The following is a 15,190-nucleotide window of genomic DNA, read 5'->3' as shown; positions in this document are numbered from 1 at the left end:
CCGCTCAGCAGCGATCGACCTTAGCAGTTTGCACCACGATTTGATCGATCGCTTGCGCTAACGCTTGTCCAGACTGTCCCGGTTGATTCACCACGATGCTAAACGCGATCGTGCCATAGTTCGGATTATCTAAATATCCAGACAGCGCTCTTACGCCGCGTAAGGTTCCCGTTTTACCATAAAGATTGCCTTGAACGGGCGTATTGCGGAATCGGCTTCGCAATGTTCCATTCACTCCAGCAACCGCTAGCGATCGGTAAAACAATTCGCTCTGACGATCGCTGAACATTGCTTCTAACACAGACACCAGTGCAGCGGGTGTCGCTCGATTACTGCGAGAGAGTCCCGAACCATCCACCTGTGCATAACTATTCGCTTGAACACCCAAGGCTTCGAGCGCAGACCGGATCGCCGGTTGACCTCCAATTCGACGACGCAGCGCATCCGCTTTATAGTTATCGCTGTAACGGTTCACGGCAATCAGCCAGTTCTTTACAGTTGGGAGCGATCGCGGCTTTTGATCTGCAACTTGCAGGGCGGCAGCAGTGGTCAGAAGCTTGACGTTTGATGCGGGGATCAGGGCACGATTAGAATTGCGTTGATAAAGGATTGTCGAGGTTTCGATCGGTTTAATCAGAATGCCCCATTGTGCAGTGCGAAATTTGGGCTGTTGAACAATGCGATCAATTTTCGACGCTAAATCGCTGCGGCAAAATCTGGATTCAGAAACGATCGGTTGAAGGGTTTGGGCAACAGTCGCTGCTGGCCGGCTCCAGAACCCGACGCTGATACCGACAACAACGGCGGTGCTTTTTAGAACGGTGTAAGCTCGGTTGGGGGCTGTCTTGTCGGCTTTTTTCATCTTGCTTATCGTAGATCGTACTTAGGTCTTCTGTAGTAGAATCCTCATCCACCGTGAAGCAATATATCATACGAACTGAAATTGACAGCATTTTCTGTTTTGCCGGACACCGAGGGAAAAATCACGTACAGCATGGCTCCGAAGCGATCGCAATTGGGTATTGATTGATCTCATACTATTTGACGAACGTGGCAGACCAGCGATTCATCGCAACCGCGAGGTTAGTTAGAATAAAGTGAGATTGAGATTAACGCATGGCAAAGCAAGACGAACCGCTAACCGGAGCGGCGCTAATCAAGGAAGTCTGTCGGCGGATTCGAGTGGCTCGTAGCTACTGGGATGCTCACAACAATGCTGCCTGTCGCGGAGAACGAGAAAAAGCACTCGCTCTCTACAACACGCTGACTAAAGAACAGAAAGACCAAATCCCGGAAGCCCTACGAGTTTGGCTGAGATATCGCAGCGAAAAATATTTTGGCGCACATCGAACTGCCCCAAAGTCAAAGCGAAAATCGAAGTAGTCTTACAGCTTTGTTAGCTGTAAGATTCGAGAGTTTAGAGGAATAAAACTACATTTACTTCGACGAGGCAGGTGGATTTGAGAGCGTATCGACACGATCGCTTGTTTGGCGCAATTGTTCGTTTAACTCTCTTTGCCGTTGAAGCAGGCGTTCAAACTCCGCTCTTGTGGCAAACTCTTCCCGATTGAAGCGAATCGACTGATCTACTTGCTGCAAACACGCATTCAGTCCTGCCGCAAATTCATTGCGCGTGATCGGACGCTCCCCTTGATAAGTACGGTCTGGATAGCCAAAGAGACAACCGGAAGTAGGGGATGTTTGAACAGGAGTGGAAGGCAACTGTGCGATCGCTCTCATGCCAGAAAAAAGAAGAGTTGTAATCAAAGGGGTTGTAATAGTGAGATACCAGAATTTCATAGACGAAGAGAATTTCAGTGAGTGGATTTAACTAACGAATTCTTATTTCTTTATCCTACTGATAACTCTCTTAAACGATCAGCTTCCGACTTGATGCACAAAGCTTGATAGATGGGCTGCAACTGCCTCAGATTGATCAAAATGTGGCACATGACCCGCCTTTTCAATCCAAATCAATTCGCTGTTTGAAATGGCTTCCTGAAATCGGGTTGCATCCTTTGTGCCCAGAACATCATCCGAGGTTCCCCAAAGAATTAGAGTCGGATGTTGGATCTTCCCAAGTTGAGTGTCTAAGTTAGTATAACCTCCACTTTGGCTAAAAGAGACGATCGCTTCCTTCCATCCGGGCATAGCTTGATGCAGCAGTGAACAGCGAAGTGCATCAATCAGCGTTAAATCCATTCCTGGGATTGCTAATGCAGCACTTAGAGCAGCTTGTTTGCGGAAGTGTAGCCAATCTGCTCCGAATTCCAGCACGGAGCGGGGCATCCACTGCCCGATCGGGAAGCTGCCAGAAAACCCAACGCTATCAATTAACACGAGAGATTGCACCCAGTTCGGATGATGCAGCGCAAAATCGATCGCCACTGCACCCCCCAATGATGCACCCACTAAAATCACAGGTTGAGCAATCCAAGTTTGAACCAGGCTCAACAGATGCTTCCGGATAGTCTGAGGACAGATAGAAACGGTTGGAATCGCGCTTGTAAACCCAAATCCAATTAGATCGATCGTCCAGGCGGAATGTTGAGCTGCAAGATGCGGGAACAATCGTCGGAACTCTAGTAGTGAACTATCAAATCCGGGAAGCAAAATGATCGGGGTTGTTGATTGCTCACACGCTGCATAAACATAAGCCGTTGCAATCTCTATTGTTTCTAACTCTAGTGAAATTTGAATTGCTCGACGCTGGAGTTGTTGCAGCAGAGCGATCGCATCCGTATCCTCGATCACACTCGCTGACGCAGGCAAAAACTCAGGTAGCATCCCTTAATCCTCCACAGGCAAGCCTGATAACGCGCCACTTCTTTAAGATACTCAGCGATCGCAAGCACAATCAGCTATGTATTTCTGAAGGGACAGGAGCAGCAGGAAGAGCGTCAGGCGAGGATACAGAAGTCGGAAATCCCTGAAGGATATCTTTCAGACAGCTTGCGATCGGCACCGCTATTATGACTCCAATCAATCCACCTAGCTTCGCTCCAACCATTAAGGCAAGCAATATCCAAAATGGTCTTAGCCCAACCAGCTTTCCCATCAAGCGGGGTGTAATCAATTGATCAATCGCTTGATTTGTCACAATCGATGATCCAAGTAGCCAAAGCCCTAAACCTGGATCATCGGCTGCGATGAGCAATGCACTAATGAAGCTTGCCAGCGTAGCACCAAAGGGAAAAATCGATAATGTGCCGATGAACAATCCGAGCAGCAATGGAAACGGGATTCTGAGGATCAAGAAAACGACCGTCAGTGCAACAATAGACACGATCGCCATAATTGCCTGTCCGGTGAAATAGTCCTCAAAGTGCTGCTGGAGCGATCGCTGAATCTGTGCAATTTTTTGACTCGGTAATCGTTGAGCAATTCCGTTCCAAAGCTGCAATCCGTCAAATAAAAGATAGACGGTGAAAATTCCTGTTAAGGCTAAGTTAGACGCACTGCCCAACGCACTAAAGATTAGATTTACTGCATTATTTCCGAGCGTGTGTATGCGATCGGGTAAGCCATCAGTAAACTGAGCTGTCCACTGATTGAGCCGAATTGGAATATGATGCTGCATTGCCCAATCTTGCAGAATCTGAAGCTTTAGCTGAGTGGATTGTATCCGAGTCGGCAATGCGCTGATGAATTCGCCAAGTTCTTCAGACGATTGGGGCAGGATGGTAATACTTGCGCCGATGAGCAAGCCAAAGAACATGACCACCACACTTGTAACCGCATACTTGCGATCGAGTCCCCATTTCTGAATTAGTTGTACCGGATAATTGAGAAGAAATGCCAGTAATGCTGCTGAAACAAGAATTGAAACCAGAGGTTGAGCCAAGTGAACCGCTTTGAAGAGTAGCCATAAGTTGAGGGCTACGATCGGTACGAGTAATCCAGCCAGTATCCACTGAGTTAATTGAGCCGGAAAGCGGTTAAACAAGCTAAACATAGACGTTTCTACTTTTATGGTTTTTCCCTGAGATTGAATGTGGTGATACAGAGCAAGCCGCATCTACTCAACACTGAATCAATGCAGTAAGAACTATGACCCTTGATCAAGGGCAGAACATCTCAAGATTAATAGCGTTTGGACAATAAACATCTTTCGATAGAGGTGACTTAATTCATTCTGCTAATCCTTCCGCACCTGCACCAACCTCGCCTAGACGCTCAATATATTAGAGCGTTAGAGCAGGTATAAAATTAGAGCGTTAGAGCAGGTATAAATCTGAACTGAGGTAATACCGAATTAAACATAGAACGCAACAGATCACACTCAAAGTTCCCGCAGAATGGGGAATTTAGGGGGCGAGGACCTGTCGCATCCACAAATCAATTTGGTATAACACAGCACTCCAACAGCCAATTGTGTGCCCTGTCTTATGCCAAAAGACTGATTGTAAATTGCTTCAACTTACTTCTGAGGCAGGAAATTTGGTGTTTGATTCCCTAAAGTTGAATAGAGTTCTATACGATAAGCACATCCAGACATTATTTTTCTATATTCATCTTCTAATTACAGTGACTCTTATCGCAAAGTCTAACTTAGGGACAAGCCCGATCGTCTCCAATAGCATTGCAGGCGCAATTATGGGTCTGCTCACTGTCACGAGTGCCGTATCGTTTGGCGCTCTGATTTTCTCAGGCGATCTCGCACCGTTTATGCCCTTTGGAATCGGGCTGCTGCTCTTTAGCTCGGTCATTATTAGTACGGTTGTGACCGCGCTCAGTTCATACCCTGCAATCGTGGCGACGATCGCAGAAGTCACAGTTCCGATCTTCAGCTTGATTGCGAAGCAAATTGTGGCAGCGATGCCGGACGCTCCGATCGAGCAAAAGCTAATGACCGTTGTTGCCACCTTTGCGGTGAATAGCCTGATCACAGGCATCATTTTCCTGGGATTGGGTTGGTTTCGCTTGGGAAGTTTCGTGCGATACATTCCCTATCCGGTGGTGGGAGGCTTTCTGGCAGGCATTGGAGCATTGTTGTTTGTGGCAGCGTTTCAGTCGGTTTCAGGGCTGGATTTACAGCCTTTTTCGCTGGCTGCTTTCTTTCAGGTGAATGTTTTACTGCAATGGCTTCCGGCTGCCTTATTTGCGGCGGCAATGTTTGTGTTACCCCAACGAATTAATAGTAGTTTCGTTTATCCAGGTATTATTCTTGGCTCGATCGCGCTGTTTTACGCTGCTCTAGCGCTCACCGGAACTTCGATCGCGGATGCCAGCCAACGGGGTTGGATTTTGGGCAGTGTTCCCGCAGGTGGACTGTATCACTTTGCCAGTCTTGCCGCAGTCCAGCAAGCAAATTGGAGCGTGATTGCTCAGCAAATTCCAACCTTAGCGGCACTTTGGCTGATCTCCGCGATCGCATTGTTGCTTCACTCTAATGGCGTTGAGCTTATAGCTTCCCGCGATCTCGATCTGAATCAGGAATTGAAAGCATCGGGAGTGGCGTTCTTAGTTGCAGGGATTGGTGGTGGAGTCGGTGGATTTGCCAGCGCTGGAGAGAATGCGTTGTCCTACCAAGTGGGGGCGCGAGGGCGATTGGTGGGTTGGATTATTGCAGCCCTTTGCCTCGCAATGATGCTGGGTGGAGCGCCCTTGTTATCGCTATTCCCGAAATTCATTCTGATTGGGATGCCGCTGTTGATTACAGTTGAGTTTTTTAATGAATGGCTCTACGAAGCTTGGTTTAAGTTTGCGCGTGCCGATTATGCCATCATTGTGCTGATTGTGATTGTGACGACGACCATTGGCTTTTTGCAAGCGATCGCCGTCGGGCTAGGGACGGCGATCGTGTTGTTTGTAATTAACTACAGCCGGCTGACTGTGGTTCGACGCATCAGCACAGGAACCTATCATCACAGTAATGTCCTCCGCACGTCTGAAGAGTTGGAAATCCTAGAAGAACAAGGTGAGCAAGCTTACATTGTGGAATTGCAGGGCTTGATCTTTTTTGGAACGGCAAATAAATTGCTCAATCAAGTCCGCGATCGCATTAACAATCATGAGTTACCGCCTGTTCACTATGTGATCCTCGATTTTCGGCTGGTGAGTGGGCTAGATGCCTCAGCCGTTCTTAGCTTTGCCAAACTGAAGCAGGTAGCGCATCAGAAGCAGGTTCACTTGATTTACACCCATCTGTCTTCTGCGGCGCATCAGCGATTAGAGCAGGGCGATTGTTTAGATCATGAAGCTTGCCATCTCTTTGATGACTTAGATCGAGGATTGGAATGGTATGAGCAACAAATTTTGCAGCAATATCAATCGCTGACCGAAGAGGAGTTTCAGTCTCCTGATGCCGCACTCGCCGCTTGTCTAAAGGCTGATTTTCCTGATCCGCGTCAGGTCGATCGCCTGATGAAGTGTCTAGAGGTTTGCCAGGTTGCCGAAGGTGAATATCTATTCCATCAGGGCGATCCGTTTGATGGACTCTACTTTGTAGCATCGGGACAAGTGAGTGTTGTTTTGAAATTGAGCAATGGTCAAAACAAACGGATTCGTACCTACACGATCGGCAACACGATCGGAGAAATGGGGCTGTATCGCCGGACAGTCCGCATGGCATCGGTGGTTGCAGACAAACCCAGCACGTTATATTTTCTATCGACAGAATCGTTCGAGCAGCTTGAAAACACCGATCCGATGCTGGCAGCGAGCATTCATCGATTTATTGTTGGGTTGTTGGCTGAACGTCTTCAGCATCGCGAGAAAGAAATCAATCAGCTATTGGACTCGTTTTGAGTCGTCTATCGCTTTCAAAACTCACCGCTTTGTCGGTCGATCGAATTGTAGTAATGCAATTCAGTTAGGGATCTTTGAAGAAAGGCAGTTTCTAAATTCGCGCCAATCAGATTCGCACGGGTGAGATTTGCGCCGTGTAAGTGTGCCTCACGCAGATTTGAAAACGATAAAGTCGCACCTTCCAAATTTGCGCCGTTTAGCTTTGCTGCCCGAAGATTAATCCCACTTAAATCAATCCCTCGCAGATCGACTCCATTGAGAAACGCCTCCGCCAGATTTGCTTCGCTCAAGAACGCATTTTGGAGCATTGCACCGCTCAGTTTCGCGCCTTGCAGATTTGCCCAGTTGAGGTTTGCGCCCTGGAGATTGGCGCTGCGGAGATTTGTGTTAAGCAGTTTTGCGCCACAAAGATTGGCGTGTTCTAACACTGCACCGCGTAAATTGGCGTGACTCAAATCGGCACCACTGAGGCGCGATCGTGAAAAATCAGACCTCACCAGAAATGCGCCGTTGAGGTGCGCTTTGGTGAAATCTGTCTCGATCAGATTCCCTTCATTCAGCTTGACAAAGCGAAGATCTGCCCAATTCAGAAATGCACCCCGCAGATTTGCTTTCATCAGGAACGCTCGATTCAAATTTGCACCTGTTAGATTGGCATTGCTGAGATTAATATCGACGAGTGTGACATTGCTCAGATCGGTATTGCTCAAATCAACCCCAGAGAAATCTCGATCGCCCCATTCGTACCGCCGTAGTAGCTCCTGAACTTCCATGATTCAGCCCCTCCTATGCTCACAGTCTAAGCGTTGCTGCAAGGGTTATAGAGCGTTCGTTCTAGATTGAGCATCGAAAGTAATGGAGTGAAATACAGCGATATGAAAGTTTAATCTTGCAGGTGTGAGAACTGATAGGCACCCACCGCCGAAAGTCCGATCGCCATCACCAGCAAAACCGGAATCACAAACCAGGGAAATTGCGCGATCGGTAAATAGGCTGCCGCTCTTAAGCCTAAACTTGTATAGGTTAGCGGTAATAGATAAACGATCGCTTTTAACGCTGCGGGTAATGTTGCTGCATCGAAAAATGTTCCACCCAGAAACGACATCGGCACAATCACGAAGTTGTTATAAATGCCAACACCTTCTAGTGACTTCACATTCAAGCCCACAATCACACCCAGTCCTGCAAATACAGCACAGTTCAAAGCCAGAACCAGCAAAAACAATGGGTTCAGAAAGCTCCAAACTTTGCCTGTAAATAGAATTGCCACTAGAATCACTGACCCAGCCGTCAGTAGGCCGCGCACAATTCCCGCCAGCACCTTACCCAGATGCACTGCCAGCGGATGCACTGGAACCAGCAAAATTTCCTCAAACGTTTTCGTAAACAAGCGATCGCCGCAAATCGAAAAGGTCGTGCCGCCAAAACTAATCACCATTGACGAAAGCGCCACCATTCCCGGCAAAATAAACTGCAAATAGTTATCTCCTGCGCTCGGTTTGGTTACGCTGTCGAGCGAACTACCCAATCCTAGCCCAAATGCCAAAATATAAATTAACGGCGACACCAAACCCGAAGCCGCAATCTGAACCAGCCGTACCCGCAGATCCAGCCAATCCCCCCAAAATACCGTTAGGCTATCTTGCCACAACGTAGGTAGCGAAGAAGTAGACAGCGAAGAACGACGCAGAGAAGAACGCATATATAGAAAACTTTACAATGCTAATTATTGTGACATCAACGACGCACTCTAATCTCTACCCTGATGGCAAGATCGCGATCGAATTCGCCACAATAAACTAATAAAGTCTGGAGATCTTGCGGTGAGTTTACTGCTAGTTTTTCTATTTATGGGTCTAATCGCATATCTATATTTGCACTACCAGAATTATCAGATTCGGACGATCCGCAATAGTGATGTCGTGATTGTCAAAGGAGCCGAAGACCGCTACCCGAATTTGCCGTTGGGAAACTTCGCTGTGCCGCATCGATTTCGCGCTCCCGATCGCGTTCAAGTCGTGTTTCCCACCATCACCGACGCAGGTGATGTCGAATATATTTACTCCTGGCACAGCTTAAGCTCGGTTACCCCCGTCATCCTGTCGCGCACCGATCGTCAAAACAAAATCCGCGTCATGGCAGAACTCGCGCCGATTATGAAAGAGCATTTGAAACTGGAATTCGATACGATCGCGCTCGAAAAGCAGTTTGAGAAGATTAACAAAATTGCGAAATTAGTTGCGGTTTCTGATTTTTATTCGTCGCAGTTAGAAATCTACGAAAAAGCGATCGATGAAACTAATAAGCTCATTAAGAAAGTCGATGAACTCAGCGAAGTCTACGTCCGCATCGTGCGAGAAACCTTAATTGGAACAAGAATTGCAGACTTCAATCCAGACCTACTGCTCGATCTGCACGTTCCTCTCGATGCCCAATACGAGCGCGTCAAAGCAGAATATCAATTCATGAAAGACACCACCCAAGCGTATTATGACCTCCTGAAAGAAAGCCAAGGCTTGAGCCGCTAGAATAGAATCCAACCCTTCTCAATTTCTCACTTATGAAGCGCAGACCCCGCAACAATTCCTACAACGATCGCTACAATGACTACGATCGAGACGATGAATATCTGCCCCCCGAACCCAAGCGAGGAAAACCTGTGAACAATAACAATCCTTCATGGTTTAACGCCACCGTAATTGCGGTGCTTGCAGGCATTTTCGTCTTAGGGATTGGGGTCGGAATTGCCTTCAGCGCTGCGACTCCAACCAACCCAACTAGCGTAGTCACAAACCTTCAAATCGACCAGCAAGCCCCCAACCCTGAAATCTGTATCCAAAACGGAGCCAGCGCGATGGCGGTGAGTACCCGCCTTTATGTAACGCTCAATCCCTTCAAGGTCTTTGTGGCACAAGCGGGAATGGAACCTGCCTGCATCATCAGACGCGCCAACTGGTCAGTGCTAGAACAGCGCAAATTGCTGACTGCCGAGCAAAGCCGTGAATGTCGTCAGAAGATGAATACCTTCGGCTACATCGGCAATCTCGACAACAAAGATAAAGTGACGATCGATTGCGTCTACCAGAGTGATAACGCTAAGAACCTCTTTTTAGGTGGCGCTTCCACCCCGACCCTCGGTAACGACGATCAGTTCTAACCATGACGCAAACCCCGCTAAAAACCACAACGCCGGATCAGCACATTGTTGTGCCTGGAACGTGGGAGCAGTTCAAATCCATCCAAAAGGGATTTGAACACTCACGCGGGGTTCGTCTATTTTATTACGACGGAACGATCGAGCTAATCATGCCTGGACGCGATCACGAAATTTTTGGACACATTATCGGATACTTGGTCACAACCTACCTGATCCATCAAGGAATCTTCTTTCAGCCAACCGGAGCGATGACTCAAGAACAAGAAGGAACTGCATCCGCTCAAGCTGATCAGTCCTACTGTTTGGGTTGTGTTAAGCCGATTCCTGATTTATCGATTGAGGTTGTCTTTACGAGCGGTGGAGCGAACAAACTTAGGCGCTACCAAGCATTAGGCGTCGCTGAGGTGTGGTTTTGGCAAGACGGGGTGCTGAAGCTTTATCATCTGGAGGCTGATGGCTATAAGCAAATCGAACCCGAAGGGAAGCGAAGCTACCGCAGCCGACTCGAAGACCTGAAAAATCTGGATCTCGATCTACTACAGCGCTGCATTCTCATAGGTGAGACCGATCTCGGTGAAGCAGTCCGGGTCTTTCAGCAAGCAATGCGCGATCGCTAATCCCCCGATAATGGACGTGAATATGACTCTGAATAAGAGTCGTCAAAGTGCTAGGTGTGCTGCGGAGTGGGGGCGGCGATCGCGTTTCCTTAGCGATCCAGTAGAGCTTCATCGAATCGACAAATCAAACGGCATCCGTAGATAGATGTCATGCGGATCGTTCAGCGATTTTAGGCTCTCTAACTGCGTCTGAAGTTTCTTTATCTCGCTCGTGAGTGGATCGATCTCAGGTTCATTCACCATCGCTCCCGTGAGCGTTTCGATCAAGCGTTCTTCAAACGATCGGGGTTTTGGGTATTCGTCAATTTGCCAATCGCTCCCCAGTTTTGCGCGTTCTGCCGCCGCTCGAATCGCATCTTCAAGTCCACCGATTTGATCGACAAGACCGATCGATTTAGCCTGATTGCCTGACCAGACCCGACCTTGAGCAATCTCCGCAACTTTGGATTTCTCTAGCTTGCGCGAGTTCGCGACTTTGGTCAAAAACTGGTCATAGATGCGATCAACTGAGGTTTGAATAATCTTTAGCTCTTCTGGTGTTTTCGGGCGTGAAATCGTGCGGCTATCCGCAAAGCGAGCAGTTTTTACCACATCCCAATTGAAGCCATTTTGATTTGCAATTTGCTGAATGTTGGGCAGCCCGCCGAATACACCGATCGAGCCTGTGATCGTGGTGGGTTCTGCAAAGATTTGGCTGGCATAGGTTGAAATCCAATAGCCACCGGATGCCGCAACATTGCCCATCGACACAATCACAGGTTTTTTCTGGTTGGTCAGAATGGCTTCTCGCTGAATAATTTCTGAAGCGGTCGCACTTCCGCCAGGACTATTAACTCTCAAGACAACGGCTTTCACATCATCATCAAATCGCAAATCCCGCAGTTGTTTCGCTAAACGATCGCCGCCAATTTGCCCAGCCCCCCCTTGACCATTGACGATTTGACCTTCGGCATAGACGACTGCGATTTGATTTCGGCTCGTTTTCGAGTCGCGCTTGTTTTCCGCGACTTGAGCATAGGTTTTTAAGCTCACTTGCCGAAATGATTTGGTGTCGTCATCTTGTCCCGTGAGCTTTTTCAACTCCGCAGTCATTTCATCAGCGTAGGCAACTCGATCGACCAGTTTTGCTTTCACTGCATCCTGTGGCTTAACTTGCCCAGAGAGATCGGCGATCGCTTGCAGTTGCTTAGGAGCAAGGCTTCTAGATTTACCTGTAGTGCTGAGAAACTCCGTCCAAATATCTGAGAGTAATTTGCGCGTTTGTTCTCGATCGGCAGCGCTTCGACGGTTTTGTAAAAAGGGTTCGACCGCAGACTTGAACTTTCCGACTCGCGTCACTTGAAATCCAATGCCAAATTTCTGTAAGGCTCTAGCAAAATAAACTCCTTCAGAACTGAGTCCATTCAGTTCGACACTGCCGACTGGATTCACCGCGATCGTATCGGCGATCGAACCGAGATAATATTCGCGCTCTTGCCAATCGACATCGTAAGCAAAGATCTTTTTGCCGCTTGCTTTGAAGCGCTCTAAAGCTTGGCGGACTTCCCGCAGCGTCGCGTAACCTGTGTCGCTACTTCCATTGCTACCACTGAGATAAACTCCGACAATTCGACTATCTTTGGCGGCTTCGTCGATCGAGTCGAGTACCGATCGCAAGCTCACCGTATTCGGGCGAGTTCCAGAAATTGCATCGTTTAACACTTCACGGGTGCTAGAACTTGCAGGCGCATCTGTGATCGTTTGTGCCATATCGAAGACGAGCACCGACTTATCTCGAACCGTGGGAGTTGTGTCGCGGCTTGCTAGCATCGAGAGTGAGATCAGCAGCAGCAAAAGACCACCCACACTCACGCCCAGGAAAATGAACAGCGCAAGCAATGTGGCGAGGGTCTGTTTGAGAAAGTCACGCATATCTTTAGAGAAGCATCGGAAATGTCGCCACTCTATGCTACATCTCTTTTTAAGAATCAGAAGATTACGGAATCAAGTTATCAAAGCCCTTGGAGCCGCGATCGTTCAATCAGAACCTTCTAGAATAAAGAAGTGCAGCCTTTGTTCTCTTGATTCCTAACCTTGATTCAAACTGAGACTTTAGAACTATTAGAATGGTCGCGCCTGTGTCAGCATCTGGCGACCTTTGCTTCGACAAAATTAGGAGCGATCGCGCTTCGGGCGCTCAAAATTCCGACCACTCAAGCTGAAACCGAACGTCTACTCGCTCAAACTGAAGAAGTTTACACTCTAGAATCGCAGCTCGCAAACGGATTGAGCTTCGAGGGCATTGAGGACATTGGAGATGCGCTGGAAAGAGCCGCACTCAATGGAATTCTTTCAGGCGTGGAACTGTTGTCGATCTCAACGACGCTTTCGGGTGCCAGGACGCTCAGGCGCACGATCGATAGTCAAGACGATTTTCCGATTCTGACTGAATTAGTGGCAGAACTCCGGACTTATCCAGAAATTGAGCAGGAGATTTATCGCTGCATTAATGATGACGGTAAAGTCAGCGAACGTGCCAGCCCGAAGCTAGCAGAGATTCGATCGAAGCAAAAACAAGTGCGCGATCGCGTGTACGAAATGCTGCAACGAACTATGCAGCGACAAGCCAGTGCGGTTCAGGAACAAGTAATCACTCAGCGCGATGGGCGATTTGTGATTCCTGTAAAGGCAACGCACAAAGATGTGATCTCTGGCATTGTGCATGATGTGTCGATGAGCGGTGCAACGTTATATGTGGAACCACATCCGACTGTGCCGCTCAATAATCAACTGCGTCAACTCCTGCGACAAGAACAAACCGAAGAAGAAGCGGTTCGACGCGTCTTGACGGAACAAGTTGCGATCGCCAAAGATGACCTCGAACGGTTACTCGCAATCTGTACCGCACTCGATTTAGCTGCCGCTCGATCGCGCTATAGCTACTGGCTGAAAGCGAACCCGCCGCGATTTACCAACGAGGCGATCGTGCTGCGACAGTTAAGGCATCCCTTGCTCGTCTGGCAGCAGCAGCAAGAACAAGGTCGATCGGTGATTCCGGTTGACTTAGTGATTCAGCCGCAAATCCGAGTGGTAGCGATTACCGGCCCCAACACAGGCGGAAAAACCGTCACGCTCAAAACAATGGGCTTAGCCATGTTGATGGCGAAAGCTGGCTTGTTTGTGCCGGCGCGTGAACCTGTTGAACTACCCTGGTTCGAGCAAGTTCTAGCCGATATCGGTGACGAACAATCCCTAGAACAGAGCCTTTCTACCTTCTCCGGACACATTCGCCGCATTAGCCGCATTATCGAAGCCTTAACAGAATCTTCAAACTCACTCGTTTTGCTCGATGAAGTGGGAGCCGGAACCGATCCAACCGAAGGTAGCGCACTCGCGATCGCGTTGCTGAACTACCTCGCTGACCACGCAAAGCTATCGATCGCCACGACCCACTTCGGCGAACTCAAAGCCTTGAAATACGAAGACGATCGCTTTGAAAATGCTTCGGTTGAGTTCGATGATGTCTTCCTTTCTCCGACTTATCGATTGCTCTGGGGCATTCCCGGACGATCGAACGCCTTAACGATCGCTCGGCGCTTGGGCATGAAGCCAGAGATTATTGAGTCTGCTCAAACCCAAGTCGGGGGTGCAGCTGAAGATGTCAACCAAGTGATCGCAGGACTCGAATCACAGCGCCGCGCTCAAGAAACCAAAGCCAAAGAAGCCGCACAACTCTTGCAGCAAGCCGAACGCTTCTATGCAGAAGTCTCAGCAAAAGCGGCAAGCCTGCGCGATCGAGAACGCGACTTACAGCAAGCCCAAGAACGCGCCGTTCAAGACGCGATCGCCCAAGCGAAAGGTGAAATCGCTAAAGTGATTCGCAATCTTCAAAAAGGCAGCGCGACGGCTCAAGAGGCTCAGCAGGCGACAGAATCGCTCAATCACTTAGCTCAGAAGCATCTGCCCTCTCGCCAGCAACTGCAAAAACCGAAACCCGGATATCGTCCCCAAATCGGCGATCGCGTCCGCATTCCCCGCTTGGGTCAAACCGCCGAAGTGCTGGAACTCGCAGGCGACGACGAATTAGTCGTGCGGTTTGGCTTGATGAAGATGACACTTCCGATCGGCGACATCGAATCACTCACCGGTGAAAAAGTCGCCAAACCCGAACCGAAGCCCGAACCGAAACCAAAAGCCGCTCCGCCTCCCCCGCCTGCTGCTCCTGCCCCGGTCATTCGCACCGATCGCAATACCTTCGATATTCGCGGCAGTCGTGTCGCCGATGCCGAAATCGTGCTCGATAAAGCAATCTCAGAAGCGCAAACTCCGATCTGGATTATTCACGGACATGGAACAGGCAAGCTGCGGCAGGGTGTCCACGAGTTTCTCAAACGTCACCCACGGGTTGATCGCTTTGAACTCGCTGATCGCGCTGATGGCGGAAGCGGAGTCACGATCGCCTACCCGATCTAAGTAGTCAGCTTTTACTTTAAACCGGGAGTCTGTGTAATTTCCCGGTTTCTTCATGTCGATCGATTTTTCTTGATGCTTTCATCATGAAGATAAGATATTGCGGCCATAGATTACCAAAACAAGGCATCTCAGGCGATAGCGCTTCGCACTGACTACTTGTAATTCTTACAAAACAGAATATCCTCTTGAAATTTCGTTAAAGTCACGTATAAGC

General features: G+C 48.7%; 13 protein-coding genes. 6 read left to right on the top strand and 7 right to left on the bottom strand.

What is annotated here, in order from left to right; translation table 11 throughout:
* Positions 1-4 precede the first annotated feature (4 nt).
* Positions 5-862 carry a D-alanyl-D-alanine carboxypeptidase gene (locus tag NC980_RS01795; protein WP_190378758.1) on the bottom strand — a complete coding sequence of 286 codons (858 nt, stop codon included), beginning with the start codon at positions 860-862 and terminating at the stop codon, positions 5-7.
* A 254-nt stretch (positions 863-1,116) separates the two neighbouring features.
* Between NC980_RS01795 and NC980_RS01790 the strand changes: the two genes are divergently transcribed.
* Positions 1,117-1,383 carry a Precorrin-3B methylase gene (locus NC980_RS01790; protein WP_190378757.1) on the top strand — a complete coding sequence of 89 codons (267 nt, stop codon included), beginning with the start codon at positions 1,117-1,119 and terminating at the stop codon, positions 1,381-1,383.
* A 54-nt stretch (positions 1,384-1,437) separates the two neighbouring features.
* On the opposite strand, the gene NC980_RS01785 is transcribed toward NC980_RS01790, so the two are convergent.
* From NC980_RS01785 to NC980_RS01775, 3 genes are all read right to left on the bottom strand, one after another.
* The gene (locus tag NC980_RS01785) at positions 1,438-1,800 is read right to left on the bottom strand and encodes an S-layer homology domain-containing protein (protein WP_190378756.1); all 363 of its coding nucleotides are present in this window, start codon (positions 1,798-1,800) and stop codon (positions 1,438-1,440) included.
* A 78-nt stretch (positions 1,801-1,878) separates the two neighbouring features.
* Complete coding sequence (locus NC980_RS01780) at positions 1,879-2,787, bottom strand: alpha/beta hydrolase (protein WP_190378755.1); 909 nt, start codon at positions 2,785-2,787, stop codon at positions 1,879-1,881.
* A gap of 70 nt (positions 2,788-2,857) precedes the next feature.
* Positions 2,858-3,955, bottom strand: a complete 1,098-nt coding sequence (locus NC980_RS01775; RefSeq protein WP_190378754.1) for an AI-2E family transporter — start codon at positions 3,953-3,955, stop codon at positions 2,858-2,860.
* Positions 3,956-4,527: 572 nt separating this feature from the next.
* Here NC980_RS01775 and NC980_RS01770 point away from each other — a divergent pair.
* The gene (locus NC980_RS01770) at positions 4,528-6,750 is read left to right on the top strand and encodes a SulP family inorganic anion transporter (RefSeq protein WP_190378753.1); all 2,223 of its coding nucleotides are present in this window, start codon (positions 4,528-4,530) and stop codon (positions 6,748-6,750) included.
* A gap of 14 nt (positions 6,751-6,764) precedes the next feature.
* Here the strand turns inward: NC980_RS01770 and NC980_RS01765 are convergent, their stop codons facing one another.
* Both NC980_RS01765 and NC980_RS01760 read right to left on the bottom strand, forming a co-directional pair.
* Positions 6,765-7,523: a pentapeptide repeat-containing protein gene (locus NC980_RS01765; protein WP_190378752.1), complete on the bottom strand. Its 759-nt coding sequence runs from the start codon at positions 7,521-7,523 to the stop codon at positions 6,765-6,767.
* A gap of 110 nt (positions 7,524-7,633) precedes the next feature.
* Positions 7,634-8,452: an ABC transporter permease gene (locus tag NC980_RS01760; RefSeq protein WP_190378751.1), complete on the bottom strand. Its 819-nt coding sequence runs from the start codon at positions 8,450-8,452 to the stop codon at positions 7,634-7,636.
* Between the two features lie 121 nt (positions 8,453-8,573).
* On the opposite strand from NC980_RS01760, the gene NC980_RS01755 reads away from it, so the two are divergent.
* The 3 genes from NC980_RS01755 to NC980_RS01745 are packed head-to-tail and all read left to right on the top strand — an operon-like array spanning position 8,574 to position 10,524.
* The gene (locus tag NC980_RS01755) at positions 8,574-9,278 is read left to right on the top strand and encodes a hypothetical protein (protein WP_190378750.1); all 705 of its coding nucleotides are present in this window, start codon (positions 8,574-8,576) and stop codon (positions 9,276-9,278) included.
* Positions 9,279-9,310: 32 nt separating this feature from the next.
* The gene (locus tag NC980_RS01750) at positions 9,311-9,907 is read left to right on the top strand and encodes a DUF3172 domain-containing protein (RefSeq protein WP_190378749.1); all 597 of its coding nucleotides are present in this window, start codon (positions 9,311-9,313) and stop codon (positions 9,905-9,907) included.
* Between the two features lie 2 nt (positions 9,908-9,909).
* Entirely contained in the window at positions 9,910-10,524 is a 615-nt protein-coding gene (locus NC980_RS01745; RefSeq protein ID WP_190378748.1) for a Uma2 family endonuclease, read from the top strand.
* A 108-nt stretch (positions 10,525-10,632) separates the two neighbouring features.
* Here the strand turns inward: NC980_RS01745 and sppA are convergent, their stop codons facing one another.
* Entirely contained in the window at positions 10,633-12,435 is a 1,803-nt protein-coding gene (sppA, locus tag NC980_RS01740; protein ID WP_190378747.1) for a signal peptide peptidase SppA, read from the bottom strand.
* Positions 12,436-12,597: 162 nt separating this feature from the next.
* Between sppA and NC980_RS01735 the strand changes: the two genes are divergently transcribed.
* Positions 12,598-14,976, top strand: a complete 2,379-nt coding sequence (locus NC980_RS01735) for an endonuclease MutS2 (protein WP_190378746.1) — start codon at positions 12,598-12,600, stop codon at positions 14,974-14,976.
* The last annotated feature ends 214 nt before the right edge of the window (positions 14,977-15,190 follow it).

It is taken from the genome of Leptolyngbya sp. AS-A5 (assembly GCF_039962495.1).
Classification (GTDB): Bacteria; Cyanobacteriota; Cyanobacteriia; order Leptolyngbyales; family Leptolyngbyaceae; genus Leptolyngbya.
This window is presented reverse-complemented; position numbering and strand designations above follow the sequence as displayed.

Excerpts from the sequence above, each read along its gene's own strand:
- NC980_RS01795 (WP_190378758.1), bottom strand. The coding sequence starts at position 862 with ATGAAAAAAGCCGACAAGACAGCCCCCAACCGAGCTTACACCGTTCTA.
- NC980_RS01790 (WP_190378757.1), top strand. The coding sequence starts at position 1,117 with ATGGCAAAGCAAGACGAACCGCTAACCGGAGCGGCGCTAATCAAGGAA.
- NC980_RS01785 (WP_190378756.1), bottom strand. The coding sequence starts at position 1,800 with ATGAAATTCTGGTATCTCACTATTACAACCCCTTTGATTACAACTCTT.
- NC980_RS01780 (WP_190378755.1), bottom strand. The coding sequence starts at position 2,787 with ATGCTACCTGAGTTTTTGCCTGCGTCAGCGAGTGTGATCGAGGATACG.
- NC980_RS01775 (WP_190378754.1), bottom strand. The coding sequence starts at position 3,955 with ATGTTTAGCTTGTTTAACCGCTTTCCGGCTCAATTAACTCAGTGGATA.
- NC980_RS01765 (WP_190378752.1), bottom strand. The coding sequence starts at position 7,523 with ATGGAAGTTCAGGAGCTACTACGGCGGTACGAATGGGGCGATCGAGAT.
- NC980_RS01760 (WP_190378751.1), bottom strand. The coding sequence starts at position 8,452 with ATGCGTTCTTCTCTGCGTCGTTCTTCGCTGTCTACTTCTTCGCTACCT.
- NC980_RS01750 (WP_190378749.1), top strand. The coding sequence starts at position 9,311 with ATGAAGCGCAGACCCCGCAACAATTCCTACAACGATCGCTACAATGAC.
- NC980_RS01745 (WP_190378748.1), top strand. The coding sequence starts at position 9,910 with ATGACGCAAACCCCGCTAAAAACCACAACGCCGGATCAGCACATTGTT.
- sppA (WP_190378747.1), bottom strand. The coding sequence starts at position 12,435 with ATGCGTGACTTTCTCAAACAGACCCTCGCCACATTGCTTGCGCTGTTC.